General features: G+C 71.0%; 19 protein-coding genes. 13 read left to right on the forward strand and 6 right to left on the reverse strand.

The genetic code is table 11. The annotated features are described in order from the left end of the window. Positions 1-141 precede the first annotated feature (141 nt). The 3 genes from OG917_RS18780 to OG917_RS18790 all read left to right on the forward strand — a co-directional run bounded on the left by OG917_RS18780 (position 142) and on the right by OG917_RS18790 (position 4,253). Positions 142-1,962 carry an adenylyl cyclase gene (locus OG917_RS18780; RefSeq protein ID WP_328318765.1) on the forward strand — a complete coding sequence of 607 codons (1,821 nt, stop codon included), beginning with the start codon at positions 142-144 and terminating at the stop codon, positions 1,960-1,962. 61 nt (positions 1,963-2,023) lie between these two features. Then, positions 2,024-3,781, forward strand: a complete 1,758-nt coding sequence (locus OG917_RS18785; protein WP_328318766.1) for a discoidin domain-containing protein — start codon at positions 2,024-2,026, stop codon at positions 3,779-3,781. 19 nt (positions 3,782-3,800) lie between these two features. Beyond that, the gene (locus OG917_RS18790; RefSeq protein ID WP_328322005.1) at positions 3,801-4,253 is read left to right on the forward strand and encodes a DoxX family protein; all 453 of its coding nucleotides are present in this window, start codon (positions 3,801-3,803) and stop codon (positions 4,251-4,253) included. A 142-nt stretch (positions 4,254-4,395) separates the two neighbouring features. Here the strand turns inward: OG917_RS18790 and OG917_RS18795 are convergent, their stop codons facing one another. Then, positions 4,396-5,454, reverse strand: coding sequence for a LacI family DNA-binding transcriptional regulator (locus tag OG917_RS18795; RefSeq protein ID WP_328318767.1), 1,059 nt, complete (start codon positions 5,452-5,454; stop codon positions 4,396-4,398). Between the two features lie 271 nt (positions 5,455-5,725). Between OG917_RS18795 and OG917_RS18800 the strand changes: the two genes are divergently transcribed. The 6 genes from OG917_RS18800 to OG917_RS18825 all read left to right on the forward strand — a co-directional run bounded on the left by OG917_RS18800 (position 5,726) and on the right by OG917_RS18825 (position 12,423). Beyond that, positions 5,726-6,610, forward strand: a complete 885-nt coding sequence (locus OG917_RS18800) for a hypothetical protein (RefSeq protein WP_328318768.1) — start codon at positions 5,726-5,728, stop codon at positions 6,608-6,610. A gap of 128 nt (positions 6,611-6,738) precedes the next feature. After that, on the forward strand, positions 6,739-7,446 hold the full coding sequence (locus tag OG917_RS18805) for a class F sortase (RefSeq protein ID WP_443058982.1): 708 nt from the start codon (positions 6,739-6,741) through the stop codon (positions 7,444-7,446). Between the two features lie 339 nt (positions 7,447-7,785). Further along, positions 7,786-9,069 carry an aspartate kinase gene (locus tag OG917_RS18810; RefSeq protein ID WP_328318770.1) on the forward strand — a complete coding sequence of 428 codons (1,284 nt, stop codon included), beginning with the start codon at positions 7,786-7,788 and terminating at the stop codon, positions 9,067-9,069. Further along, the gene (locus tag OG917_RS18815) at positions 9,066-10,160 is read left to right on the forward strand and encodes an aspartate-semialdehyde dehydrogenase (protein ID WP_328318771.1); all 1,095 of its coding nucleotides are present in this window, start codon (positions 9,066-9,068) and stop codon (positions 10,158-10,160) included. The genes OG917_RS18810 and OG917_RS18815 overlap by 4 nt, the downstream gene beginning before the upstream one ends. Before the next feature lie 350 nt (positions 10,161-10,510). Then, positions 10,511-11,173, forward strand: coding sequence for a SigE family RNA polymerase sigma factor (locus OG917_RS18820; protein WP_443058983.1), 663 nt, complete (start codon positions 10,511-10,513; stop codon positions 11,171-11,173). Continuing rightward, positions 11,170-12,423, forward strand: a complete 1,254-nt coding sequence (locus OG917_RS18825) for a hypothetical protein (RefSeq protein ID WP_328318773.1) — start codon at positions 11,170-11,172, stop codon at positions 12,421-12,423. Before OG917_RS18820 ends, OG917_RS18825 begins: the two co-directional genes overlap by 4 nt. Before the next feature lie 45 nt (positions 12,424-12,468). Here OG917_RS18825 and OG917_RS18830 read toward each other — a convergent pair whose 3' ends face one another. Both OG917_RS18830 and OG917_RS18835 read right to left on the reverse strand, forming a co-directional pair. After that, positions 12,469-13,314 carry an SURF1 family protein gene (locus OG917_RS18830; RefSeq protein WP_328318774.1) on the reverse strand — a complete coding sequence of 282 codons (846 nt, stop codon included), beginning with the start codon at positions 13,312-13,314 and terminating at the stop codon, positions 12,469-12,471. A gap of 79 nt (positions 13,315-13,393) precedes the next feature. Next, the gene (locus tag OG917_RS18835) at positions 13,394-15,184 is read right to left on the reverse strand and encodes a S9 family peptidase (RefSeq protein ID WP_328318775.1); all 1,791 of its coding nucleotides are present in this window, start codon (positions 15,182-15,184) and stop codon (positions 13,394-13,396) included. A gap of 202 nt (positions 15,185-15,386) precedes the next feature. Here OG917_RS18835 and OG917_RS18840 point away from each other — a divergent pair, with 202 nt between their 5' ends. After that, positions 15,387-15,731, forward strand: a complete 345-nt coding sequence (locus OG917_RS18840) for a chaplin (RefSeq protein ID WP_328318776.1) — start codon at positions 15,387-15,389, stop codon at positions 15,729-15,731. Between the two features lie 141 nt (positions 15,732-15,872). On the opposite strand, the gene OG917_RS18845 is transcribed toward OG917_RS18840, so the two are convergent. Beyond that, the gene (locus tag OG917_RS18845) at positions 15,873-16,886 is read right to left on the reverse strand and encodes a glycoside hydrolase family 16 protein (RefSeq protein WP_328318777.1); all 1,014 of its coding nucleotides are present in this window, start codon (positions 16,884-16,886) and stop codon (positions 15,873-15,875) included. Between the two features lie 345 nt (positions 16,887-17,231). Here OG917_RS18845 and OG917_RS18850 point away from each other — a divergent pair, with 345 nt between their 5' ends. After that, positions 17,232-19,364, forward strand: coding sequence for a glycoside hydrolase family 3 C-terminal domain-containing protein (locus tag OG917_RS18850; protein ID WP_328318778.1), 2,133 nt, complete (start codon positions 17,232-17,234; stop codon positions 19,362-19,364). Between the two features lie 21 nt (positions 19,365-19,385). On the opposite strand, the gene OG917_RS18855 is transcribed toward OG917_RS18850, so the two are convergent. Further along, positions 19,386-20,204, reverse strand: coding sequence for a GntR family transcriptional regulator (locus OG917_RS18855; protein ID WP_328318779.1), 819 nt, complete (start codon positions 20,202-20,204; stop codon positions 19,386-19,388). Between the two features lie 139 nt (positions 20,205-20,343). Here OG917_RS18855 and OG917_RS18860 point away from each other — a divergent pair, with 139 nt between their 5' ends. Both OG917_RS18860 and OG917_RS18865 read left to right on the forward strand, forming a co-directional pair. Further along, positions 20,344-21,771 carry an MFS transporter gene (locus OG917_RS18860; RefSeq protein WP_328318780.1) on the forward strand — a complete coding sequence of 476 codons (1,428 nt, stop codon included), beginning with the start codon at positions 20,344-20,346 and terminating at the stop codon, positions 21,769-21,771. A gap of 100 nt (positions 21,772-21,871) precedes the next feature. Further along, positions 21,872-22,825: a nucleoside hydrolase gene (locus OG917_RS18865; protein WP_328318781.1), complete on the forward strand. Its 954-nt coding sequence runs from the start codon at positions 21,872-21,874 to the stop codon at positions 22,823-22,825. Between the two features lie 223 nt (positions 22,826-23,048). On the opposite strand, the gene OG917_RS18870 is transcribed toward OG917_RS18865, so the two are convergent. Then, a complete protein-coding gene (locus OG917_RS18870; RefSeq protein ID WP_328318782.1) occupies positions 23,049-23,501 on the reverse strand; it encodes a DoxX family protein in 453 nt (150 codons plus the stop codon). Between the last annotated feature and the right edge of the window lie 168 nt (positions 23,502-23,669).

The raw sequence follows: 23,669 nt of genomic DNA on the forward strand, positions 1-23,669 counted from the left end.
CCGGCTCTTTTCGGCCCATCCGGGAGAGCGATCTCCCAGCCCCCACCGCGAGACCGGGACCCTGCACTCCCCGCCGCTCTCCCGGATGCGTGCCGGACCCTTCCCGCCGCTGTCTCCCCGCCCCCACAGACGCAGGTGACCATGAAGCCCCCCGCAGGCCCTTCCCCAGACCCCTCCCGGTCCCCCTCCCGCGGTCTCACCCGGCGCACGGCCCTCGGTGGCCTCGCGGCCCTGGCCGCATCCCCGGTCCTCGCCGGTACGGCGTCCGCGGCTCCGCTCCGTACCCGTACGCCCGACTCCCGTACCGCAGCCGCCGCCGAGCCCGACCTCGGACCGAACGTCCTGGTCTTCGACCCGTCGATGCCGGTCGCCGACATCCAGGCCAAGGTCAGCTCGGTCTTCTCCACCCAGGAGTCGAACCAGTTCGGCACCGAGCGGTTCGCGCTGCTCTTCAAGCCGGGCACCTACGAAGGGCTGGACGTCAACGTCGGCTTCTACACCCACGTGGCCGGCCTCGGTCTCTCCCCGGACGACGTCGACATCCACGGCCTGGTGCATGTCGAGGCCGACTGGATGCAGGGCAACGCCACCCAGAACTTCTGGCGTTCGGCCGAGAACCTCTCGATCACCCCCACCGACGGCTCCAACCGCTGGGCCGTGTCGCAGGCCGCACCGCTGCGCAGGGTCCACGTCCGGGGCGAGGTGCCCCTGTGGAACGGCTACGACGGGTGGGCCAGCGGCGGGTTCATGGCCGACTGCAAGGTCGACGGGCGGGTCGTCTCCGGCTCGCAGCAGCAGTGGCTGACCCGTAACAGCACCCTGGGGGAGTGGGCCGGATCGGTCTGGAACATGGTCTTCGTGGGCGTCGACGGCGCGCCCCCGCAGAACTTCCCTGACCCCTCGCACACCGTCGTGGACACAGCGCCGGTGATCCGGGAGAAGCCCTTCCTGTACGTGGACGGCTCCGGCGCCTACCAGGTGTTCGTCCCGGCGCTGAAGACCGCGGCGCGCGGCATCACCTGGAGCGGGGGCGCGCAGGGCGACTCCATCCCGCTGAGCGACTTCCACATCGCCAGGGAGGGGGACTCGGCGGCGGTCATCAACTCGGCTCTGTCGGCGGGCAAGCACCTGCTCGTCACGCCCGGTGTCTACCGGCTGGACGACACTCTGAGGATCACCAGGGCAGGCACCGTGGTGCTCGGTCTCGGCATCGCGACCATCGTCCCCGGCGGTGGTGTCACCGCGATCTCCGTCGCCGACGTCGACGGAGTCAAGATCTCCGGACTGCTCGTCGACGCGGGTGCCACCGCACCGGATGTCCTGGTGCAGGTCGGCCCGGCCGGCGCGGCGGCCGACCACTCGGCTGATCCCACCCTGCTCCAGGATGTCTTCGTCCGGATCGGCGGCGCACAGGCCGGCAGGGCCAGGACCAGTGTGGAGATCAACAGCAGCAACGTGATCGGCGACAACCTCTGGCTCTGGCGCGCGGACCACGGCACCGGGGTGGGCTGGGACGTCAACACCAGCGACACCGGTCTGGTCGTGAACGGCGCGGACGTCGTCATGTACGGGCTGTTCGTCGAGCACCACCAGAAGGCCGAGGTCGCCTGGAAGGGCAACGGCGGACGGACGTACTTCTTCCAGAACGAGATGCCGTACGACCCGCCGAACCAGGCCGCCTGGAAGGACGGCGCCCGCAACGGTTATGCCGCCTACCAGGTGGCACCGTCGGTCTCCTCGCACGAGGCCTGGGGACTCGGGAGCTACTGCCTCTTCCAGGCCGATCCTTCGGTCGTGTCGGACAACGCCATCGAGGCGCCGGACGCGCCCGGGGTGAGGTTCCACGACATGGTCACGGTCTCGCTCGGCAACGACGGCACCATCAGCCACGTCGTCAACACGGCCGGCGATCCGGTGAACAACGACAACACCGGCATCTCCTACCTCGTCAGCTACCCGTAACCGGCGCGCGGCCAACCGCGCGGGACACGCACGCATCCGCAGGAGACAGAAGGAGAGCGATATGCACCATCCCCCCATCCGTACGGCGAAGCGCGCCGTGGCGCCGTTCGCCGCGACGGCCCTGCTCGCAGGGGCACTGCTCGCCGTCCAGGCACCGGCGGCCCAGGCGGCCGGCAGTGTCGTCAAGGTGACCGGCTCGCAGGGCAACTGGGCACTGACCGTGAACGGTTCGCCGTACACCGTCAAGGGAGTGACCTGGGGCCCGTCGGTCGACGACGCGGCCAAGGACATGCCCGACGTGGCGTCCATGGGCGTCAACACGATCCGCACCTGGGGTACGGACGCGACGAGCAAACCGCTGTTCGACGCCGCTGCGGCCAACGGCGTCAAGGTGATCGCCGGATTCTGGCTCCAGCCGGGCGGCGGCCCGGGCGCCGGCGGCTGCGTCAACTACCTCACCGACACCACGTACAAGAACGACATGCTCGCCGAGTTCCCCAAGTGGGTCGACACCTACAAGGACAACCCCGGCGTGCTGATGTGGAACGTCGGCAACGAGTCGACGCTCGGGCTCCAGAACTGCTATAGCGGGGACCAGCTGGAGGCCCAGCGCAACGCCTACACCTCCTTCGTGAACGACGTCGCGAAGAAGATCCACCAGGTCGACCCGAACCACCCGGTCACCTCCACGGACGCGTGGACCGGCGCCTGGCCCTACTACAAGAGGAACGCGCCCGACCTGGACCTGTACGCGGTCAATGCCTACAACGCGGTCTGCAACGTCAAGTCGGACTGGGAGAAGGGCGGTTACGACAAGCCGTACATCGTCACCGAGACCGGCCCCGCAGGTGAGTGGGAGGTGCCGGACGACGCGAACGGAGTGCCCGACGAGCCGACCGATGTGCAGAAGGCCGACGGCTACACCAAGGCGTGGGGCTGCATCACCGGACACAAGGGGGTCGCGCTCGGCGCCACGATGTTCCACTACGGCACCGAGGACGACTTCGGCGGAGTCTGGTTCAACCTGGTGCCGGACGGCCAGAAGCGTCTCTCCTACTACGCGGTGAAGAAGGCGTACGGGGGCAACACGTCGGGCGACAACACCCCGCCGGTCATCTCGGACATGTCCGTCGAGAACGCCACCACAGGCGTCCCGGCGGGCGGCCAGGTCAAGGTGAGTGCGAAGGTCACCGACCCGAACGGTGACAGGACCACGTCCCAGCTGTTCTTCAGCAGCAACTACATCGACCAGAACAAGGCGCTGGTGGCCGCCGACACCACGGACAACGGCAACGGCACGTTCTCCGCGAAGGTCCCCGACAAGGTGGGCGTCTACAAGGTCTACGTGAAGTCGACGGACGGCCACGGAAACGTCGGCATCGAGACGAAGTCGCTGAAGGTCGTTCCCCCGAAGGTCGACGGGACCAACGTGTCCCAGGGCAAGACCGCCACCGCTTCGTCCTTCCAGACCGACCCGACGGGCGGCTGCCCGTGCGCCGCCGCCGGCGCGGTGGACGGCAGGTTCGACACCCGCTGGGCCAGCGACTGGAGCGACCCGCAGTGGCTCCAGGTCGACCTGGGCACCTCGACCACCTTCAAGCACGTCCAGCTGGCCTGGGACCCGGCGTACGCCAAGGGCTACGACATCCAGACATCCCAGGACGGGACCAACTGGACCACGGTCAAGTCCGTGACCGACGGCAACGGCAACATCGACGACCTCGATGTGAACGGCACGGGCCGGTACGTCCGGATGCTGGGGACGGCACGCGGCTCGGGATACGGCTACTCGCTCTACGAGTTCGGTGTCTACAGCTGAGAGGAGCTCAGCCCTCATGATGAACACACGCCTCAGTCAGGCTCAGCCGTACACGCTCAGCCTGTTCCGTATCGTCATCGGGACGCTCTTCACCTGCCACGGAGTCGCTTCGCTCTTCGGGCTCCTCGGCGGCCACTCCATACCGGCGGGCACCTGGCCGGGCTGGTACGCCGCTGTCATCCAGCTGGTCGCGGGCGGCCTGGTGCTGCTCGGCCTCGCGACGCGGACAGCCGCTTTCCTGGGGTCGGGGTCCATGGCGTTCGCCTACTTCGACATCCACCAGCACCGGGCTCTGCTGCCGATCGAGAACGGTGGAGAGGCCGCCGTCTTCTTCTGCTGGACCCTGCTGCTGATCGCCTTCTCGGGGCCGGGGGCCATGGCCGTCGACCGGATGATCACCGCCCGCCGTGCGGCCCGTGCGGCCGAGCGGGCCGGAAGTGACCGGCAGCGGCACATGGCTGTACCCGTCTGAGGGAACGGGTACCGGACCACCGGCTCTCCGGGCCTGACCCCGGAGGGCCGGTGTCGTGCTGTGCGGGTGCGAGTGCGGTGCGGGTGCGGTGGCCGAGGAGGGTGGTGCCAGGCGACCGTGCGTACCCGGACCCGGCCCCGGCTCATGCCGACTCCCGCACCACCAGCTCCGGTTCGAAGACGACGGAGGTGACCGGCCCGCCAGGGTGCTCGATGCGCTCCTGGAGCAGCCGCGCCATCTCGGCCGCCATCCGCTCCACCGGCTGCCGGACCGTCGTCAGCGGCGGGCGGCAGGCCACGGCCACCGAGCTGTCGTCGAACCCGACCACGGCCACGTCCTCGGGGATCCGCCTGCCGTGTTCCCGCAGCACCAGGCAGGCGCCCTGCGCCATCAGGTCGTTGGCCGCGAACACCGCGTCCAGGTCCGGGTGTTCCTCCAGCAGCCGCGTCATCGCCTCCACCCCGCTGTGCAGGGTGAAGCCACCCTCGGCGACCGGCACGTCCGGGTGCCCGTGCCGCGCCATCGCCTCCCGGAAGCCGGCCAGCCGCTGCTCGCCCGCGGCCACGTCCTGCGGCCCCGCGATGGTGACGGGGCGGCGGCAGCCACGGCCGGCCAGGTGGGCGGCGGCCAGCTCCGCTCCGTCCCGGTGGGCGAGGTCCACATAGCTGAGCGACACGGCCGCCGCGGGCCGCGCGAACAGGACGGCGGGCAGCCCGGCCGACGCGATCATGCCGGGCAGCGGGTCGTCGGCATGGGTGGACACGATCAGCGCGCCGTCGGCGCTGCCCTGCCGCAGGTAGCCGACGACCTGGTCACGGGCGTCGGGGGTCTCCGCGAACATCAGCACCGGGTGCATGGAGCGCGGCCGGAGATAGCCGACGACCCCGGCGGCCACCCGTCCGAAGAACGGATCGGCGAACACCCCGGAGGCGAAGGTGTTCTGCCCTGCCTCCGACGCGTCACCGGCCCCCGAGACGACCAGCGCGATGGTCTCGGCCCGCCGGGTCACCAGCGCCCGTGCGGCCCGGTTCGGGGTGTAGCCGGTCGCCGCCACCGCGTCACGCACGGCCTGCTGGATCGCGGGGTCGACATTGCGGATGCCGTTGACGACGCGCGACACGGTCGCACGGGAGACTCCCGCCGCGCGCGCCACGTCCTCCAGGGTGGGCATGGCGGCCGGCGCTTCGGTCTCTCTGCTCATGGACGCACTGTAGTAGGAGAATGCGGAGAGCGCTCTCCGTCCGTGAACGAGGCCCTTACCCCATTCTGTCGGCGCTCCTGGGGTACGACGTGCCGTCCATCGGGTGAATATCGGCCCGTCCTGCACTCATTGAGCCCATGGCGTCACTCGGATGCCCCGGTCTCCTGTGGCGGGGCGTCAGATTCCTGCTGATGGTGAGGGTGTCGCTTCTGCGAATCGATGAGCCGACGCAGTGTCAGCCTTCGCAGTCGTGGCGGAAGGAATCATCTCCATGCGCACTGCCCGCACCCTGCTCGCGTCGGCTGCTGTGACTGCCGCCCTTGCTTTCACCGCTCCCGCCGCTTACGCCCTCACTGCGTCAGGAGCGCCGAACTCGGACAGCGGCCCGGCCGCCAGCAGCGACCGCCATGACAACTCCAGCGACAGCGACTCCGGATACGGGGACGACGACCACGGGCAGGGCGATCACGACCACGGCCACGGTGACCACGACCACGGCCACGGTGACCACGACCACGGCCATGGCGACCACGACCACGGTGACGACCACGGCCACGACGGTGACCACCGGCCGCACGGCGGTGTGCACACGGGCGGCGGCGCCCTTGCCATGACTCCGGCGGCTGCCACGGGTGACGACGACTCCGCTTACGGGGACGACGGCGACTCCGGATACGGGGACGACGACCACGGGCAGGGCGGCCATGACCACGGGCAGGGCGGTCACGACCACGGCCACGGTGACCACGACCACGACCACGGCCATGGCGACCACGACCACGGTGACGACCACGGCCACGACGGTGACCACCGGCCGCACGGCGGCGTCCACACCGGCGGTGGCGCTCTCGCCATGAACACGGCTCTTGCCACGGCCGACGACGACAGTTCGGCCTCGGGTATGGACGAGGAGGACTCCTGGAAGGACGACGACGGTTCGATGGACGACGGTTCCTGGAACGACAGCTCCTGGAACAGCGACCAGGACCCGGGCCGTGACCACCACCGGCCGCACGGTGGCATGCACACCGGTGGCGGTGGCCTCGCGTCCAGCGGCGGTATGGCCGCCGGTTCGGTGCTGCTGCTCGGCGGTGTCGGCGCGGGTGTCTACATGGTCCGCCGCCGTCGCAACGCCTCCGGCCTGTCGATGGCCTGACCGGCCCGTACCACCGACGGATTCCCGTTGACGAGGCCACCGCCCCCAGGGGCGGTGGCCGCAACGGTTGGCCCGCACCGGCCGCCCCACCCTCTTCGCCGCCCCGCGCCCTGAAAGGCAGCCCCCCGATGGCCGCTGTGAAGCCTCCCCAGCCGAAGCCTTCCGACCCGTCCCCGAAGAGCGTTGCCCCGCCCCTCCACCGCATGCTGCTGTGGCCCGCCCTGGCGGCCTGCCTGGGCGCTCTTCTGCTCTGCAACTCCTTCGGTATCGGCCTGGGAAGCCCGGCGGGCGACGCCAAGATGCAGCAGACCAGGCCCGCTGCCGCCGCTCCCTCGCCCCGGACGCCCCTTCCGGCGGCGGCTGCTCCGCTGTCCCGTTCGGAGCCGACGCGGCTGACGATCCCGACCATCGCCGTCGACGCACCCTTCACGGCGCTGGATCTCGGCAAGTCCGGCCGGCTGAACCCGCCGCCCGCCGACAACACCAACCTGGTCGGCTGGTACCGGGGCGGTGCCACCCCCGGAGAGCGCGGCGCGGCGATCGTCGCGGGCCACGTCGACACCAAGACGGGTCCGGCCGTCTTCCTGCTGCTGCGGACCCTCAAGCCGGGGGAGCTGGTGAACATCACCAGGAAGGACGGCGCCGTCGCCACCTTCAAGGTCGACTCGGTGGAGACGTTCAGCAAGGCCGACTTCCCCGACAAGCGCGTCTACGGCGACACCACCGACGCCCAGCTCCGTCTGATCACCTGCGGCGGCGCCTACGACAGGGACGCCCAGGACTACGTGGACAACGTGGTCGTCTTCGCCCACCTCGACTCGGCCAAGGGGGCCTGAGGTCCCTGCGGGGCTGCTCCGTTCCGCGTACACGGCCAGCCGGGCGGACGACGATCCGGCGCTGCGGCTGTCAGTCTTCGGGCAGGCGTACGGACCCGGTCCGTACGCCTGTGCCTGTTCGGGGGCGAACACGCCCGCCCGTGCTGCACGCAGGTGTGACGCGCCCCACGTTCCGAGTGTCCCGCATGATCCCGGGCAGGCATGGTGACCGAGCGGCCGTGCCACCTGACGGTGATCAGCGAGTGAGCGGGACATCTCACGATCTGATACATACGGGGTGTCGTGCGGCCGCTCGTTAGACTGAGCCGACCGCAGAAATGACTGGATCGAGGAGCGCACGTGGGCCTTGTCGTGCAGAAGTACGGAGGCTCCTCCGTAGCCGATGCCGAGGGCATCAAGCGGGTCGCCAAGCGAATCGTCGACGCCAAGAAGAGCGGCAACCAGGTGGTTGTCGTGGTGTCAGCGATGGGCGACACGACGGACGAGTTGATCGATCTTGCCGGGCAGGTGTCGCCGATTCCCGCCGGGCGGGAATTCGACATGCTGCTGACCGCCGGAGAGCGGATCTCCATGGCCCTGCTGGCCATGGCGATCAAAAACCTGGGCCACGACGCCCAGTCGTTCACGGGCAGCCAGGCCGGTGTCATCACCGACTCGGTCCACAACAAAGCGCGGATCATCGATGTCACGCCGGGGCGGATCCGCACCGCCCTCGACGAGGGAAACGTGGCCATTGTCGCCGGTTTCCAGGGTGTGTCACAGGACAAGAAGGACATCACCACCCTCGGGCGCGGCGGTTCGGACACGACGGCGGTCGCCCTCGCGGCGGCGCTGGACGCCGAGGTCTGTGAGATCTACACGGACGTGGACGGTGTCTTCACCGCCGACCCCCGGGTCGTCAAGAAGGCCCGGAAGATCGACCGGATCTCCTTCGAGGACATGCTGGAGCTCGCCAGCTCCGGTTCCAAGGTGCTGCTGCACCGCTGCGTCGAGTACGCACGCCGTTACAACATCCCGATCCATGTCCGGTCCTCGTTCTCGGGCCTCCAGGGCACATGGGTCAGCAACGAAGCACGCGACGAAGCACAAGGGGAACCGACCGTGGAGCAGGCCATCATCTCCGGTGTCGCCCACGACACCTCCGAGGCGAAGATCACGGTTGTCGGCGTGCCCGACAAGCCGGGTGAGGCCGCCGCGATCTTCCGCGCCATCGCGGACAGCCAGGTCAACATCGACATGGTCGTCCAGAACGTGTCCGCCGCGTCGACCGGGCTGACCGACATCTCCTTCACGCTCCCCAAGGACGAGGGCCGCAAGGCCGTCGACGCGCTGGAGAAGTCCAAGCCGATCGTCGGCTTCGAGTCGCTGCGTTACGACGACCAGATCGCCAAGATCTCGCTCGTCGGCGCAGGTATGAAGACCAACCCCGGCGTCACCGCCACCTTCTTCGAGGCGCTCTCGGACGCGGGCGTCAACATCGAGCTGATCTCGACGTCCGAGATCCGCATCTCGGTGGTCACCCGAGCCGACGAGGTCAACGAGGCCGTGCGCGCCGTGCACACCGCCTTCGGTCTCGACAGCGACTCCGACGAGGCAGTCGTCTATGGGGGCACCGGGCGATGACCGGCACCGGCCTCCAGGCGGGAGGCCGCAAGCCGGCGCTCGCGGTCGTGGGAGCGACCGGGGCCGTCGGCACTGTGCTGCTCCAGATGCTGTCGCAGCACGCGGACATCTGGGGCGACATCAGACTCATCGCCTCCCCGCGCAGGACCGGCCGCAAGCTGGTCGTGCGCGGGGAGGAGTCCGAAGTGCTCCCCCTCACGGAGGAAGCCTTCGAGGGCGTCCAGGTCGCGCTCTTCGTCGTCCCCGACGACGTCGCGCGGGAGTGGGCGCCCGTCGCCGCGTCCAAGGGCGTGGTGGTCGTGGACAGTTCGGCCGCCTTCCGGATGGACCCGGATGTGCCGCTGGTGGTGCCCGAGGTCAATCCGCATGCCGTACGGCTCAGGCCGCGCGGCATCATCGCGTCCCCGCACTGCACCACCCTCGCGATGATCGTGGCGGTCGGTGCGCTGCACGCCGAGTTCGGGCTGCGTGAGCTGGTCGTCTCGACGTACCAGGCCGTGAGCGGCGAGGGGAACCCGGGCGTGGAGGCGCTGCGCAGCCAGACCGCGCTGGTCGCCGGTACGGAGCTGGGGACGCACCCCGGCGACGTACGCCGCGCCGTGGGCGACGACACCGGGCCCTTCGCCGCCCCCATCGCGTTCAATGTGGTGCCCTGGTCCGGGGTGCCCGCCGCAGACGGCTGGTCGTCCGAGGAGCTGATGCTCCGCGCCGAGACCCGCAAGGTCCTGGACCGCCCGGCGCTTCCTGTGGTGGCCACGTGCGTACGGGTCCCGGTCGTCACCACGCACTCCCTCTCCGTGCACGCCCGCTTCGAGAACGAGCTGACGCTCGGCCGGGCGCACGAGATCCTGGCGACCGCGCCCGGTGTGGTGCTCTTCGACGACCCGGACGCCGGGGACTTCCCGACCCCTGCCGACGCGGTGGGGACGGATCCTGCCTGGGTGGGGCGGGTGCGGCGGTCGCTGGACGATCCGCAGGCACTCGAACTCTTCGTCTGCGCCGACAACCTCCGCAAGGGGGCCGCGCTCAACGCCGCCCAGATCGCGGAGGCCGTCGCGGCCGAGCTGCGGCAGACGTCGGGGGACGACTAGTCCCGGGCGGCCGGGCACTGTCCGGCCGCCGGTGCGCCGATGGCCGGAAGCCCGATCCGGGATCCGGTGTCCCGTACCTGATCCTTTGTAGAATTTGTGTGTGACCTGTGAGCAAGACGCGCACCTGAACCACTTGAACTGAGCCTCGTGCCTGTTACACGATTCAGTTTCCCGCGCGCCTGCAACCGCAGCCGGTACGGGTGCGTCTTCGGGGTGGCCTCCTCCTGTGCAAGATGCCATGGAAAAAGGGGCATTGGGGGAGATCGGGTACGCATGAGGGCATTGGCCGCATCGTCAAAGGCGATGCCTTACGCGTACAACCCTGGCGGGGGGAAGCGTGTCCAACTGGCGTGGCAGAGGTTCTCGATATTGCAGCGGTGTCCGGACGGGGCGGAGTGGTTCGCCCGCTCCGGCGGCCCCGTGTGCCCGGCGGCATGCCGGTGATCGCCCCCGTGCCGACGGCCCGGCCCGGTGCGGCCACGTCCCGGACCGGCGAGGGCGCTGACGACGCCATGGCAGCCGGCACCACCGTCGATCACCTCACCGAGACCTACCGCGCCCACTACCGGTCGCTGCTGGGGCTCGCGGCGCTCCTCCTCGACGACACGGCCTCCTGCGAGGACGTCGTCCAGGAGGCCTTCATCCGGGTCCACTCGGCACGCAAACGGGTCCGGGACCCCGAGAAGACGCTCGCGTACCTGCGCCAGACCGTGGTCAACCTGTCCCGGTCCGCGCTGCGCAGGCGGATCCTCGGACTGAAGCTCCTCTCCAAGCCGATGCCGGACATGGCGAGCGCCGAGGAGGGCGCGTACGACCTCCTGGAGCGCGACGCGCTCAAGAAGGCCATGCGCAACCTCCAGCGCCGCCAGCGCGAGGTCCTGGTGCTCCGTTACTTCGGTGACATGACGGAGGCGCAGGTGGCCGAAGCGCTGGGGATATCGCTGGGTTCGGTGAAGGCATACGGTTCGCGCGGCATCGCCGCGCTGCGGGTGGCCATGGAGGCCCCGGCATGAACGGAAAGAATCGTTTCGGGCGGTACGGCGGGGACCAGGACGGCCGGGATCAGGACGGCCGCGGCGGTTCCGCCGGCCGGGAGGGCCCTGACGGATCCGACGGGCCCCAGGGCCCCCGCACACCTGACGAGTGGGACATGCCTGCCGAGTGGCGCAAGCAGTACGGCGGACCCACACGGTCTGTGGACAACCAGGCGGGGAACGGAATGCAGAACGACGGTTCCGACAACGCTGTCGACGGCCTCGACGAGGACGAACTCGCCCTGCGCAGCATGATGCAGGGCGCCGTGCGGGGGCTCAGCCCGTCCGATGGCGCGCTCGACCATCTCCGCAGGGCCGTGCCCGCGCGCCGGGCCCGGCGGCGGCAGATCGTCGTCGGTACGGCCGCTGCCGCGCTGCTCGTCGGGACCGCCGTCCCGGCATTCATCCATGTCGCCGGCGCGGACGGCGGGGTCAGGAACAACCCGGCGATGGCGGGGAACGGCCGGCACACGTCCGGCGGCACGGGTGCCACGGTCCCCGGCGGCGGCCGGAAGGACAGCGGCAAGCCGCCGGGCGACGGCGGCGGCCACGGCCGGGACGGAAAGAAGGACACGCCGAAGGGGGCCGGGAGCGGCACCCACGGTGGTGCGGAAGGCGGTGTCACCGGTCCGTCGGGCAAGGCGCTCGACTCCCTGCCGGCCTGCGCGGCCCAGCAGCTCGGCGTCACGTCGGCGAACACCGGCACCCCGAACGCCGACGGAACCGTCTACGGGACCTTCAAGGTCTCCAACGTGTCGAAGAGCCAGTGCGCGGTCAGCGACGCGGGCACCGTCAACTTCCAGGCGCTGGGAGCTGCGGACGCCGCCCGCATCACGGTGGTCGACCACACGGCGGGCGACGCGGCGGGCGGTCTGCCCGACCCGTCGCAGGAGTCGACCGGTCTGGTGCTCGGCCCGTCCCAGGCGTACGAGGTGAAGTTCGCCTGGGTCCCGGCGGAGACCTGTCCCACCGGTGGGGGCGCCACACCCGACCCGACCCCGTCGGCGGGCTCCGGAGGGCCGGAGGGCTCGGCGGGAACGGGCGACGGCGGCCCCGGTACGAACGGCGGCGCCGACGCCACCCCGCAGCTCGGCAGCGGCGAGGGCACATCGGACGGCAGCGTGGCCGTGGTGCACGAGGCGGAGCCGGGCGTACCGGCCGCGGAGGCGACCATCCCCAACGCGTGCGCGGGGACGATCTACCGCACGGGGCTGCTCAGCGCGCCGTAGGCCGCAGCCGCGCTGTACGGCCCGCCAGGGATTGCGGGACAGCCCTCAGCGGCGGCCGGACACCTCGGGGGCGGCGGGCGTGCCTGCGGCGGCCGTACCGGTCGGCTCGCCCGACCCGCTCTCCGCCACCACGACGGGCCCCTCGTCCGGCACGATCCCGAGCTTCAGGTCCCTGAGGGCCTCGGCCTCCCGCCGGGCGAGCCGGAACCACATGAAGACCACGAAGCCCGCGAAGACGAACCACTCGCCGGTGTAGCCGAGGTTCTGGAAGGACTTCAGGTCGAGCCCGCTGTTCTGCGGTGCCGCCGCCGGGACGGCCGTGAGGCCCGGTGAGGCGCGCGGCAGGGTGATCCACGCGTCGTACACCGGATACGGCACCACGTTCACCAGCGAGGCCGCGCTGATGATCCCGATCTGGCCGGACGGCAGTCCGCCCCCGGCGTAGGCGCCGTCGGTCCCGCTGTTCTCCGAGGCCTGCAGCGAACCGGTGACCTCGACCTCGCCCTTCGGCGCCGCGGGCACCTTCGCGCCGTGCGGCAGCCAGCCGCGGACCACGGGGAGCGCCTTGCCGCTTCCGGTGCGGAGCAGGGTCAGTACGTACGACCCCTCCTTGCCGTCCACGACCCGGTCCGGCACCAGGAACTGCTTGCCGTACTTCCCGGAGGCCTCGGCCTGCCGCCCGGACGTGTCGAGATTCACGGGCAGCAGGGAATCGAGCGGCGCCGCTGCCTGACGGGTCGGGTCGGGCCGGTGCTCGTCGGTCCGGTGGGTGGCCACCCGGTCCTCGAACCTGCTCAGCTGCCAGGAGCCCATGAAGACGCAGAACGGGATGGCGAGCAGGGCGAAGACGGTGATCCCCCACCAGCGGGGTGTCAGCAGGAACCGGTACACATCTCTTACGGTACGGGGCGCGATCCGGGAGCAGTGCCCCGGACCCCGCCCCGTGCGTTCCGCCCCCCGTACCGGCCCGCTACTTCCCCTTCACGTACCGCTCGGCGAAGTCGAGCTCCAGCCGGACCTGCTTGATCCGCTCCTCGACCACCAGTGAGCCGTGGCCCGCGTCGTACCGGTACACCTCGTGGACCGCACCGCGGCCCGCGAGCCGGTCCACGTAGTTCTCGACCTGCCGGATCGGGCAGCGCGGGTCGTTCACGCCCGCCGAGATGTAGACCGGCGCACGCACCGCGTCCACATAGGTCAGCGGGGACGAGGCGGCGAACCGCTCGGGCACGGTCTCCGGAGTGCCGCCGAGCAGCGTCCGGTCCATCGCCTTCAGCCCCTCCATCTCGTCGTGGTAGGCCGTGACGTAGTCCGCGACCGGCACCGCGGCCAGTCCGGCCGCCCACACGTCGGGCTGGGTGCCGAGCCCGAGCAGCGTCAGATAACCGCCCCAGGAGCCGCCCGCGAGGACGAGCCGCGCCGGGTCGGAGAGGCCGGACGAGACCGCCCAGGCACGGACGGCGCCGATGTCCTCCAGCTCGATCAGCCCGACCCGGTGCTTCAGTGCGTCGGTCCAGGCCCGGCCGTAGCCCGTCGAGCCGCGGTAGTTGACCCGGACGACCGCGTATCCGTGGTCGACCCAGCCCGCCGGGCCCGAGGCGAAGGCGTCGCTGTCGTGCCAGGTCGGACCGCCGTGGATCTCGAAGACCGTGGGGAACGGTCCGTCCCCGGCGGGCTGCTGCACCAGTGCGTGGACCCGGCCGCCCGGGCCCTCCACCCACACGTCCCGCACCGGCACCGACTCCGGCGCCTTCATCCCCGGCGGGTCGAGCACGACCGCGCCCGACGTGGAGCGCACGACCGGCGGCAGCGCGGCCGACGACCACAGGTACTCGACGGTGCCGTCGGGCCTCGCGGTCGCACCGGACACCGAACCCGGCGGGGTCTCGACGCGTACGAGCTCCTCACCGGCCGGCTCGTACCGCCACATCTCACTGCGCGCCTCGAAGCTGTGCACGATGAGCAGCGCGGAGCCGTCCGGATACCACTCGGCGCTGACGTCGCCCGGCAGGTCGATCGCGGGGGAGGTCTCGGTGCCGGTCGCCACGTCCCAGACCATCGGCTCCCAGCGTCCGCGCCGCTGGTGGCCGACGAGCAGCCGGGTGTCGCCGGCCACCGGGGCGAACCCGAGCACCTGGAGCCCCAGCTCCTCGGTGCCTCCCCGGGTGTCGTCCAGCTCGGCGACCGTGGAACCGTCGGGACGGACGACCCGCAGCGCGGAGTGCATCGCGTCGCCGTGCTCGGTGTGCTCCAGCGCGATCAGCGTGCCGTCGTGCGAGAGGTCACCGACCCCGGCGGACTCCCGGTGCCGGTAGATCTCGACCGGATCCGCACCCGGCCGTACGACGTGGACGGTCGAGCCGTCCTCGTCGGTGGAACGGCCGACCACCGCGGTGCCGTCCCTGCCGATCCCCAGACCGCCGGGGTAGGAAGGCCCGAGGCCGGGGGCGGCCGCTTCGTCGGGCCCGCCGTGGAAGGGCTGGCGCATCCAGACACCGAACTCGTCCCCGTCGGTGTCGCTGAACCACCACAGCCACTCGCCGTCGGGCGAGAGGGTCCCGTCGGTCGTGCCGTTCGGCCGGTCGGTGGCCCTGCGCTGCTCGCCGCTCCGGCGGTCCCAGGTGTACAGCTCGTACGTCCCGGTCGCGTTGGAGACGAAGAGCGAACGCTCCGGGGCGTCCTCCGCCCACTCGGGCAGCCCCACACGCGGGGCCCGGAAGCGCTTCTCCCAGTCGGGCATGGACTTCTCGTCGTGACTCATGCGCCCATTGTGGCCGCGCGCCCCGGCGGGCCGACCCGCCGGTCTCCCCGCAGCCCGGCGCCGGCCGGCCGGTGGACCGCGCGTCTCTTCGGGTGAACAAGCGATGCGGGACCCAACTCAGCGGGCAGGCATAGCGAAGGACCACACAAGAGGGCCTGCGTGTCCGGCCCTGGAGTGCTCCGACTGAAGGGTTTGTGTCTACATGTCACGTATCGTGCGGATGACCGTGCTGTCTGCTGTCGCGGCCGCCACTGTGCTGGGGGGTGCGTCGATCGCCTCCGCCGACAGCGGAGCGGAGGGCGTGGCCGTCGGCTCGCCGGGTGTCCTCTCGGGCAACGTCGTCCAGCTTCCGATCGACGTTCCGGTCAACGTCTGCGGCAACAGCATCAACGTCATCGGCCTGCTCAACCCGGCCTTCGGCAACACCTGCCAGAACGGCGGCCGCGAGCACGGCCGCGACCACGACCACGGCCGTGACCACGGCCGCGACCACGGTGGCTGGAACCACGGCGGCTGGAACCACGGCCGCAACCACAACTGGAACTGACCGCGCGGCGGCAGTGACCAGCAGCGCTCCAGCAGCGCAGCAGTGAGCACCGTGCCCCGGGGGCCATCGCCCCCGGGGCACGGTGCTGTCGCGGTCCAAGTCCGGTCCGGCGCGCCGCCGGTCAGGGCCGGTCAGGGCCGGTCAGGACTGGCTCACCTCGGCCGAGAACCAGTCCACACTCATCCCGGCCCCGGAGCTGATGTCGGCGGCCGGGGAGGTGCAGCCGCAGACCTTGTCCGGATACGAACCGCCGATCGCCACATCGAAGATGGCGAAGAACCCATGGTCGACGGCGGCCTTCCAGGTCGCGTCGGACACCTCGTTCTGGTTGACCACGAAGGTCTGGACGCCGTCGAGGGAGAAGCGCAGCTGCTCGGCGGCGGCGTTCGTACGGTCCACGACCACCGCGTACGTGTGGTAGCCGGACTGGCATCCGGTGCACGCCTGCAGCCCGCTGCTGATCCCGTCCGGGTCGTGGCACTCGCCGGCCCACTGGCCGCAGTGGAAGGTGGTCGAGTGCTGGCTGAGCGCGTTGACGTCCTCCATGATGTCCAGCTCGCCGATACCGGGCCAGTTGGTGGCTCCGGCCGGGCGGGCGTCCGCGCCCATCGCCCAGAAGGCCGGCCAGTAGCCGAGTCCGCTCGCCGGGTCGGGCTGCTTCAGGGAGGCGCTGAGCTGCAGCTGACCGCCGGCCGGCGCGGCGAAGTCGGTGCGCTGGGTCTCCACCCGGCCGGACGTCCAGTGCCCGGACGCATCGCGTACGGGCTTGATCACCAGGTGGCCCGAGCCGTCCTGGTAGACGTTGTCCGTCGAGTCCGTGGAGGTCTCGATCTCACCGGTGCCCCAGTTGGCGGCGCCGCCGGGGTAGGCGTTGCCCTTGTCGTAGAGCCAGTCGGCGGTGTTGAGGCCCGTTCCGGACGCGCCGTCGAAGTCGTCCCGGAAGACCGTGCTCCAGTCGGCCGCGGCCGTACGGGCTCCCGCGGCGGGTTCGCTCGCCGCGGCGGTGCCGGAGAGTCCGGCGGTGCCCGCCAGGCCGGTGAGCCCGGCCAGCGGGAGGGAGAGCGCGGCGAGCACGGTCAGCAGTCGGCGCCGGGTGCGGCGGCCGGGGCCGGTCGAGACGCCGGGAGAGGTGCCGGGGAAAGCGATCCTGTTCATGGGGGGCTGCTTCCGTGGGGGTGGGGGAGAGATGCCTGAGAGCGCTCTCAGCTGCCTTGCGAATGACTGTCGGGCACGGTGGCCGCTCCGTCAAGGGCCTTGCCGCGTTCACTCCCTGAAGCCAACTGGGACGCGGGTCGGGCCAGTTGGCGCACGGCGTTCCACTGTCGATGCCGGGGAGGCCGCGTTCCGCGAAGCGTGTACAAACCATTGACGATTCGGGCGATCGATGTGCCCATGTACATGTCACTTACTTATGTCACCCGTGCACAGGTGTATCCGTACGTCCGTGCACTCGTTCACCCATGGCATGCGTGCATCCATGACAGCGACTCGGGAGGGCACATGAACGTCGACCGTAGATCGGTACTGAAGCTGGCCGGAGCGGCCACGGTGGCCGCGGGCGTCGGCACCGTGGCGTCGGCGACGGGAGCGGCCGCGGCCGTGCGGGGCGGCGCCGCCCCCGGAGCAGTGGACGCGGCCCCCGCGGCGCGGCCCGGCTCGGCGGCGGCCGCGACCAGAGCCGCCGCACTCGTCGCGGAGATGTCCCTGGACGAGAAGATCGCCCTGCTGCACGGCGAGGGCTGGACCTCGGGGACCGTGGGTTACGCGGGCCGGGTCCTCGCCAACACCCGGCTCGGTATCCCGGCCCTCTACCTGGGCGACGGACCGAACGGTGTGGGCAACGGGTCGACGGGGGTGACCCAGTGGCCTGACAGCAAGACCCTGGCGGCGACCTGGGACCCGGGCGCGGCCCGCGCCTACGGTGACGCCTACGGCGCGGAGCAGGCCGGCAAGGGGCACAACATCGCCCTGGCGCCCTGCATCAACATCCTGCGGGTCCCGTACTGGGGGCGCTCCTTCGAGACCTTCACCGAGGACCCGCACCTCAACGCGGAGCTGGCGGCGCCGGTCATCGAGGGCATCCAGACCCACCCGGTGATCGCCACCGTCAAGCACTTCGCCGCCAACAACCAGGAGACCCTGCGCGGCTCGATCGACGTGGTGGTCTCCCAGCGGGCCCTGCACGAGATCTACTACCCCGGGTTCCGTGCCGCCGTCCAGCAGGGCGGCGCGGGCGCCGTGATGACCTCGTACAACAAGGTCAACGGCGCCTGGTCGCACGAGAACCGCGTGGCCGTACAGGACACCCTGCGCGACGCGTGGGGCTTCGACGGCCTGGTGATGTCCGACTGGGGCGGCACCCACAGCACCCTGCTCACCGCCCACGCGGGCTCCGACATGGAGATGCCGGGCTCCACCTATCTCGGGGGGAAGCTGAAGGACGCCGTCGCGGCCGGCACGGTGAGCGAGGCCACCGTGGACACGATGGCGGCCCATGTCCTCACCGCCATGTTCCGGATCGGGCTCTTCGACCACCGGCTGCCGGACCCGGCGACCGTGCTCACCAAGGTGGTCAGCAGCGACGCGCATCTCCGGCTCGCCCGCAGCATCAGTGTCCAGGGCAGCGTGCTGCTGAAGAACGCGCAGGTGCTGCCGTTCACCCGTCCGTCGTCCGTCGCGGTCATCGGCGGCGCGGCCGACGCCGGGACCCGTACGCACGGCGGCGGTTCGGGCGCGGTCACGGCCCACGGCACGGTCGTCACCCCGCTCGCCGGCATCAAGGCGCGGGCCGGGGACATCCCGGTGACGTATACCCAGGGCCTCACGGGGGCCGCCGACGCGGCGCGGGCGGCGGACGTGGCCGTCGTCGTGGCGGCCGACTACACCGGCGAGGGCTCGGACCGCACCACGCTCGCCCTGCCCGACGGCCAGGACGAGCTGATCGCGGCGGTGACCGCGGCGAACCCCCGTACGGTGGTCGTCCTGAACACATCGGGCTCGGTCCTCATGCCGTGGCTCGACGACGCGGGCGCGGTCCTCGCCAACTGGTACGGCGGACAGGAGCAGGGCAGCGCCCTGGCCGCGATGCTCTTCGGCGACGAGGAGCCGGGCGGCCGGCTGCCGGAGACCTTCCCGGCCTCCGAGCAGCAGGGCCCGGCGAAGACCACTGCCCAGTACCCGGGTGACGGCGTGCACGTCTTCTACGACGAGGGGCTCGCGGTCGGCTACCGCTGGTACCAGAGTTCCGGTGAGAGGCCGCTGTTCCCCTTCGGGCACGGCCTGTCGTACACGACGTTCCGGCTGTCCGGCCTGCGCCTGGAGCGGTCCGGGGACGGATACCGCGCGAGCGTCGGGATCCGCAACACGGGCCACCGCACCGGCAGCGAGGTCGTCCAGCTGTATCTGACGGCTCCCGCGGCGGCCGGGGAGCCGTCCCGGCAGCTGAAGGCCTTCGCGAAGGTCACCCTGGACCCGGGCGAGAGCAGGACGGTCCATCTCGGCCTGCCCCGCGAGGCGTTCGCGGTGTGGCAGACACCGGACACCGGCTGGACGGTGGTGCCCGGGAGCTACACGGTGGCGGTCGGCCGGTCGTCGGCGGACCTGCCGCTGGAGGCGAGGGTCCGGATCGGGTGAGGCGGTGGCGGCCGCGGGCCTTCAGGGGCGCGCGGGCGCCGCTCCCGGCTGGGGCGGCTGGAGGATGGAGAGCGGGTCGCCGGTGGGGGCGATGAGGTACTTCGCCAGATAGGCGGGCCGGCCGGCGAGCTGCGCGGTCTGCGTCAGGATGAGCAGCGGGTCGGAGGGGCGCAGACCGAGGAGCCTGCCGCGGGTGGCTCCGGCGATGCCCGCGGTGATCGTGCACTCGCCGGGGCCGAAGACCGGCCCGAGCATGCCCGTCATGGCGCCCAGCAGGGTGCGGGGGCTGTCGTGCAGCTCCTGCACCCTGTCCGCCACGACGGGGGAGAGCGCACGGAGGTCAGAACCGCACGGGATGTGCTCCTGGACCAGGGCCAGTTGCTCCACACCGCGGGTCAGCCGGGTCTCGCAGAACCAGGCGTTGCTGTCCTCGTCGAGCCCGAGGCCCTGCAGGACGAAGTCCGTCGTGCGCTGGAGGTTCATCTCCAGGCGCTCGGTGCGCACCGGCTGGTCGGGCGTGGCCAGCGTCTCCTCGAAGGGCTGCAGCTGCTCCAGGCCCTGGCGCGGGAGGGTCTGGCTGACGAACCGTCCGACCCCGCGCCGGGTGCGGATGAGGCCGTCCTCCTCCAGCAGCATGAGGGCCTCGCGCACCACCGTGCGGCTCACCCCCAGGCGGGCGCCGAGGTCGGCCTCCTTGGGCAGGGCGGAGCCCAGCGGGAAGACCTGGTCCCGGATGCCGTGCGCGAGCCGCGAGTAGACCGCCACCCGCAGCGGCTGGCCGACGGAGACGGTCATGGGTTCGGCCAGGAACCCGTCGACGGTGACGGCGGTGACAGCCACGGCACTCCTCGCTTCGCTACGGGCCTGTGGTCGGCCCCATCTAACCAGAAATCCATCAGCTCTAGACGCATGTCGGACTGAGAGGTATAACATCTCACATCAGCCAAGAGTGTGACTCACTGTAACGATGAGGTTCCTTGTGAACACAGGCAGTCCGGACGTCAGTCCAGGAGTAAGAGACGCGAACCAGCTGGAAGACGGCGAACAGGCGACCCTGCACGGGAAGAAGGCTGCCGCACTCGTCGCGACGCTGTTGCTGAGCGTCATCGCCTACCAGTTGAACGCCAGCATGATCACCCCAGCGCTCCCGGAGATGGCGCGGCAGCTGAAGGGGAGCGTGGACGACATAGCGCAGGTCTCCTCGCTGTTCTTCCTGGCCGGGGCGATCACGGGTGTCGTGCTGAGCCGCGTCAGCGACTTCTGGGGGCGCCGGCGGGTCCTCATGGCGGTCCTCGTCGTCACCGCGGCGGGCACGGTGCTCTGCCTCGTCGCACCCAACCTGCCGGTCCTGCTGACCGGCCGGGTCCTGCAGGGCGCGTCGAGCGCGGCCTTCCAGATCGCGTACGTCGTCCTCAACGAGCGGCTCAGCAGGAAGGCCTTCGCGACGGCTCTCGGAGTGATCACCGCGATCAACGGCGGGGTCGGCGGCGTGGACGGCCTCCTGGGCGGGCGGCTCTCGGACTCCTTCGGCTACCGGTCGATCTTCGCCGTCATCCTGGTGGTCGGTGTCGCCGCCTCGGCCTGCGTCGCGTTCGTCCTGCCCCGGGACAGGGGGCCGGTCACGGCCGGCCGGATGGACTGGTGGGGCGCGGCCACCCTGTCGGTCGCGCTGTACTGCGTGACCTACCTCGTCTCGCACGGCTTCGCGGACGGCTGGAACAGCACGAGCACCCTCGGCTATCTGGCCGGCACCGTCGTCTCCGCCCTCGCCTTCGGCCTGGTCGAACGCCGCACGGCCACCCCGCTGATCGCGCTGCGGCACCTCAAGTCCCGCCAGGTGTGGCCGGTCATCGCGACGACCGTGATCGCCCTGTCCGGGATCTTCGCGGTCATCAACTTCACCGTCGTCGTCATCAGCCAGAACCCGGGGGCCGGCTTCGGGCTCTCCGCCACCGAATCGTCGCTGCTCTACCTGACTCCCGCGGCCCTGATCGGGCTGGCCGCGGCCCCGGTGTCGGGGTGGCTGGCCGACCGGCGCGGCTGGCTGCTCACGCTCAGGGCGGGTCTGGTCCTGAGCATCGCGGCCCTGTGCGTCATCGCCGCCTTCCCGCTGCAGAAGTGGACCGTCTTCGCGGCTGTCGCCTTCCTCGGGATCACGTACAACGGCCTCGTCCTGACCACGGTGAACGGCCTGGGAGTCCTGAACTCGCCCAAGGACGCGCCCGCCGCCCTGCCCGGACTCAACAGCGCCGCCTTCGGCATCGGTGCGAGCACCGGGATCGGCATCGTCGCCCCGTACGCGGCCCGCGGCACCCCCGGCGGCTACGGCACCGCCCTGTGGATCTCCGTGGGGATCACCGTCCTGGCCCTGGTGGCCAGCCTCTTCATCACCCGGCGGCCGGACTGACCGCGGCCGCTTCGCACCGGCACAACCACACCCCGTACCGCGTCGGCACCGTGCCGACACCCCCCCCGGCAGCCACTGCCCCGGCCTCGAAGGACCTCCCATGACAGCCCAGCCGCTCTACTTCGACTGCGACACCGGCATCGACGACTCGATGGCGCTCGCCTACCTGCTGGCCTCCCCCGAGATAGAGATAGCCGGAATCGGTACGGTCAGCGGCAACGTCGACTCCACCCAGGCGGCCCGCAACACCCTCGCCCTCACCCAGCTCGCGGGCCGGGCCACCATCCCCGTCGCCGTCGGGGCGGCCGACCCCCAGGCCGGCGTCTACGCGGGCTCCGTGCCCCACATCCACGGCCACAACGGCATCGGCGACATCACCGTGCCCGACTCGGCCCAGGCGGCCGTCGCGCAGGACGCCGCCGACATGATCATCGAGCTCGCCCACACCCACCGTGGAAAGCTGCGGCTGCTCACCACCGGTCCGCTCACCAACGTCGCCGAGGCGCTCCGCCGGGAGCCCGCGCTGCCGTCGCTGGTCCAGGACATCACCATCATGGGCGGAGCCGCCCATCAGAGCGGGAACGTCTCACCGGTCGCCGAGGCGAACATCGCCAACGACCCCGAAGCCGCCGCCGAAGTCCTCGCGGCGCCCTGGGACATCACACTCGTCCCGCTCGACGTCACCCTCGCCCACACCCTCGAAGAGGCCGACCGGCAGCGACTGCTGGACTCGGGCCGCCCGCTGCCCACCGCGCTGGGCGAGATGATGGACCTCTACTACGACTTCTACCTGGAGACGTTCGGCCGCCGCTGCTGCGCCGTGCACGACCCGCTGGCGGCGGCCATCGCCGTCGGGGGCGTGGTGCCGACCCTGGCCCCCGTGGTCGATGTCGTCGTCGACGCCACCCAGGGCCCCGGCCGCGGCCAGACCATCTGCGACCTGCGCGGCCAGTTCCTCAACTACCCGCCGGTGAACGGCGCCCGCTGCCGTGTCGTGCTGGCGGCCGGGCCGGACTCCGCCGCGCACCTCATCGAGCGGCTGCTGACTCTCTGACTCCTCCGGCCGGCCCGGCACCCGCCCGGGCGGAGGAGAGGGCGGGTGCCGGGCGCCGGATGCCCTTGGACGTGCGGACACGGATCGCACCGGGGCGGCCCCGGCGCGGTTGCCGCCGCGGGAACGGCGGGCAGCACCGGCGGGGCGCGGCAGGCCCGGGTCCCGCCCGCCCCCCCCGCGGGTACCTCTGCGCCTGGTGCAGAGGTACCCATCGCTGAGGTGCCTATCGCAGGAACAGGCCCCAGAGACTGTCCAGCGACCAGCTCTGCCAGCACATGGCGAACAGCCCGGTGGCCGAGATCAGCACCATCATCAGGTTCTGCCCCTGCTCGGCCCAGTCGTGGATCATCAGCACCAGATAGATCAGATTGAGCAGGAGGCCGCCCACCAGCGCGATCGGCGTCAGGAAGCCTGCGGTCAGGCCGAGGCCGAGTGCCAGCTCCGCGTAGGCGACGACGTACGCCATGAGCCTGGGGTTCGGCTGCACTGTCCTCGCGAAGCCGCTCCGCACGAACTGCCAGCGGTGTTCGGCGGCTATGCCGGCCGCCCAGGTCACGCCGCCTCCGCCGAACCAGGTCGTCTTGTCCTTGTGGCGCCAGCTCTCCAGCCACCACAGCCCGAGGCCGATCCGCAGTACCGCGAGCCACTCGGCCCCGCTGAGCCACATCGTCTGCATGAGGCACTCCTGCCGGTCGTGTTAGCTGATGGGTCGTCAGTTTCGGGTGCCGGGACGCGATCCCGCAAGGGGCAAGTTCGGGCAACCGCTTGTCGGCCCCGGGGTGCGTCCGTACTCTAAAACTGACGCATCGTCAGATCGGGTCGGACAAAGTGGCAGGCAGCTGAG

Origin of the sequence: Streptomyces sp. NBC_00388 (assembly GCF_036061255.1) — a bacterium.
Taxonomy (GTDB): domain Bacteria; phylum Actinomycetota; class Actinomycetes; order Streptomycetales; family Streptomycetaceae; genus Streptomyces.

Excerpts from the sequence above, each read along its gene's own strand:
- OG917_RS18780 (WP_328318765.1), top strand. The coding sequence starts at position 142 with ATGAAGCCCCCCGCAGGCCCTTCCCCAGACCCCTCCCGGTCCCCCTCC.
- OG917_RS18785 (WP_328318766.1), top strand. The coding sequence starts at position 2,024 with ATGCACCATCCCCCCATCCGTACGGCGAAGCGCGCCGTGGCGCCGTTC.
- OG917_RS18790 (WP_328322005.1), top strand. The coding sequence starts at position 3,801 with ATGAACACACGCCTCAGTCAGGCTCAGCCGTACACGCTCAGCCTGTTC.
- OG917_RS18795 (WP_328318767.1), bottom strand. The coding sequence starts at position 5,454 with ATGAGCAGAGAGACCGAAGCGCCGGCCGCCATGCCCACCCTGGAGGAC.
- OG917_RS18800 (WP_328318768.1), top strand. The coding sequence starts at position 5,726 with ATGCGCACTGCCCGCACCCTGCTCGCGTCGGCTGCTGTGACTGCCGCC.
- OG917_RS18805 (WP_443058982.1), top strand. The coding sequence starts at position 6,739 with ATGGCCGCTGTGAAGCCTCCCCAGCCGAAGCCTTCCGACCCGTCCCCG.
- OG917_RS18815 (WP_328318771.1), top strand. The coding sequence starts at position 9,066 with ATGACCGGCACCGGCCTCCAGGCGGGAGGCCGCAAGCCGGCGCTCGCG.
- OG917_RS18825 (WP_328318773.1), top strand. The coding sequence starts at position 11,170 with ATGAACGGAAAGAATCGTTTCGGGCGGTACGGCGGGGACCAGGACGGC.
- OG917_RS18835 (WP_328318775.1), bottom strand. The coding sequence starts at position 15,184 with ATGAGTCACGACGAGAAGTCCATGCCCGACTGGGAGAAGCGCTTCCGG.
- OG917_RS18840 (WP_328318776.1), top strand. The coding sequence starts at position 15,387 with ATGTCACGTATCGTGCGGATGACCGTGCTGTCTGCTGTCGCGGCCGCC.
- OG917_RS18845 (WP_328318777.1), bottom strand. The coding sequence starts at position 16,886 with ATGAACAGGATCGCTTTCCCCGGCACCTCTCCCGGCGTCTCGACCGGC.
- OG917_RS18850 (WP_328318778.1), top strand. The coding sequence starts at position 17,232 with ATGAACGTCGACCGTAGATCGGTACTGAAGCTGGCCGGAGCGGCCACG.
- OG917_RS18865 (WP_328318781.1), top strand. The coding sequence starts at position 21,872 with ATGACAGCCCAGCCGCTCTACTTCGACTGCGACACCGGCATCGACGAC.
- OG917_RS18870 (WP_328318782.1), bottom strand. The coding sequence starts at position 23,501 with ATGCAGACGATGTGGCTCAGCGGGGCCGAGTGGCTCGCGGTACTGCGG.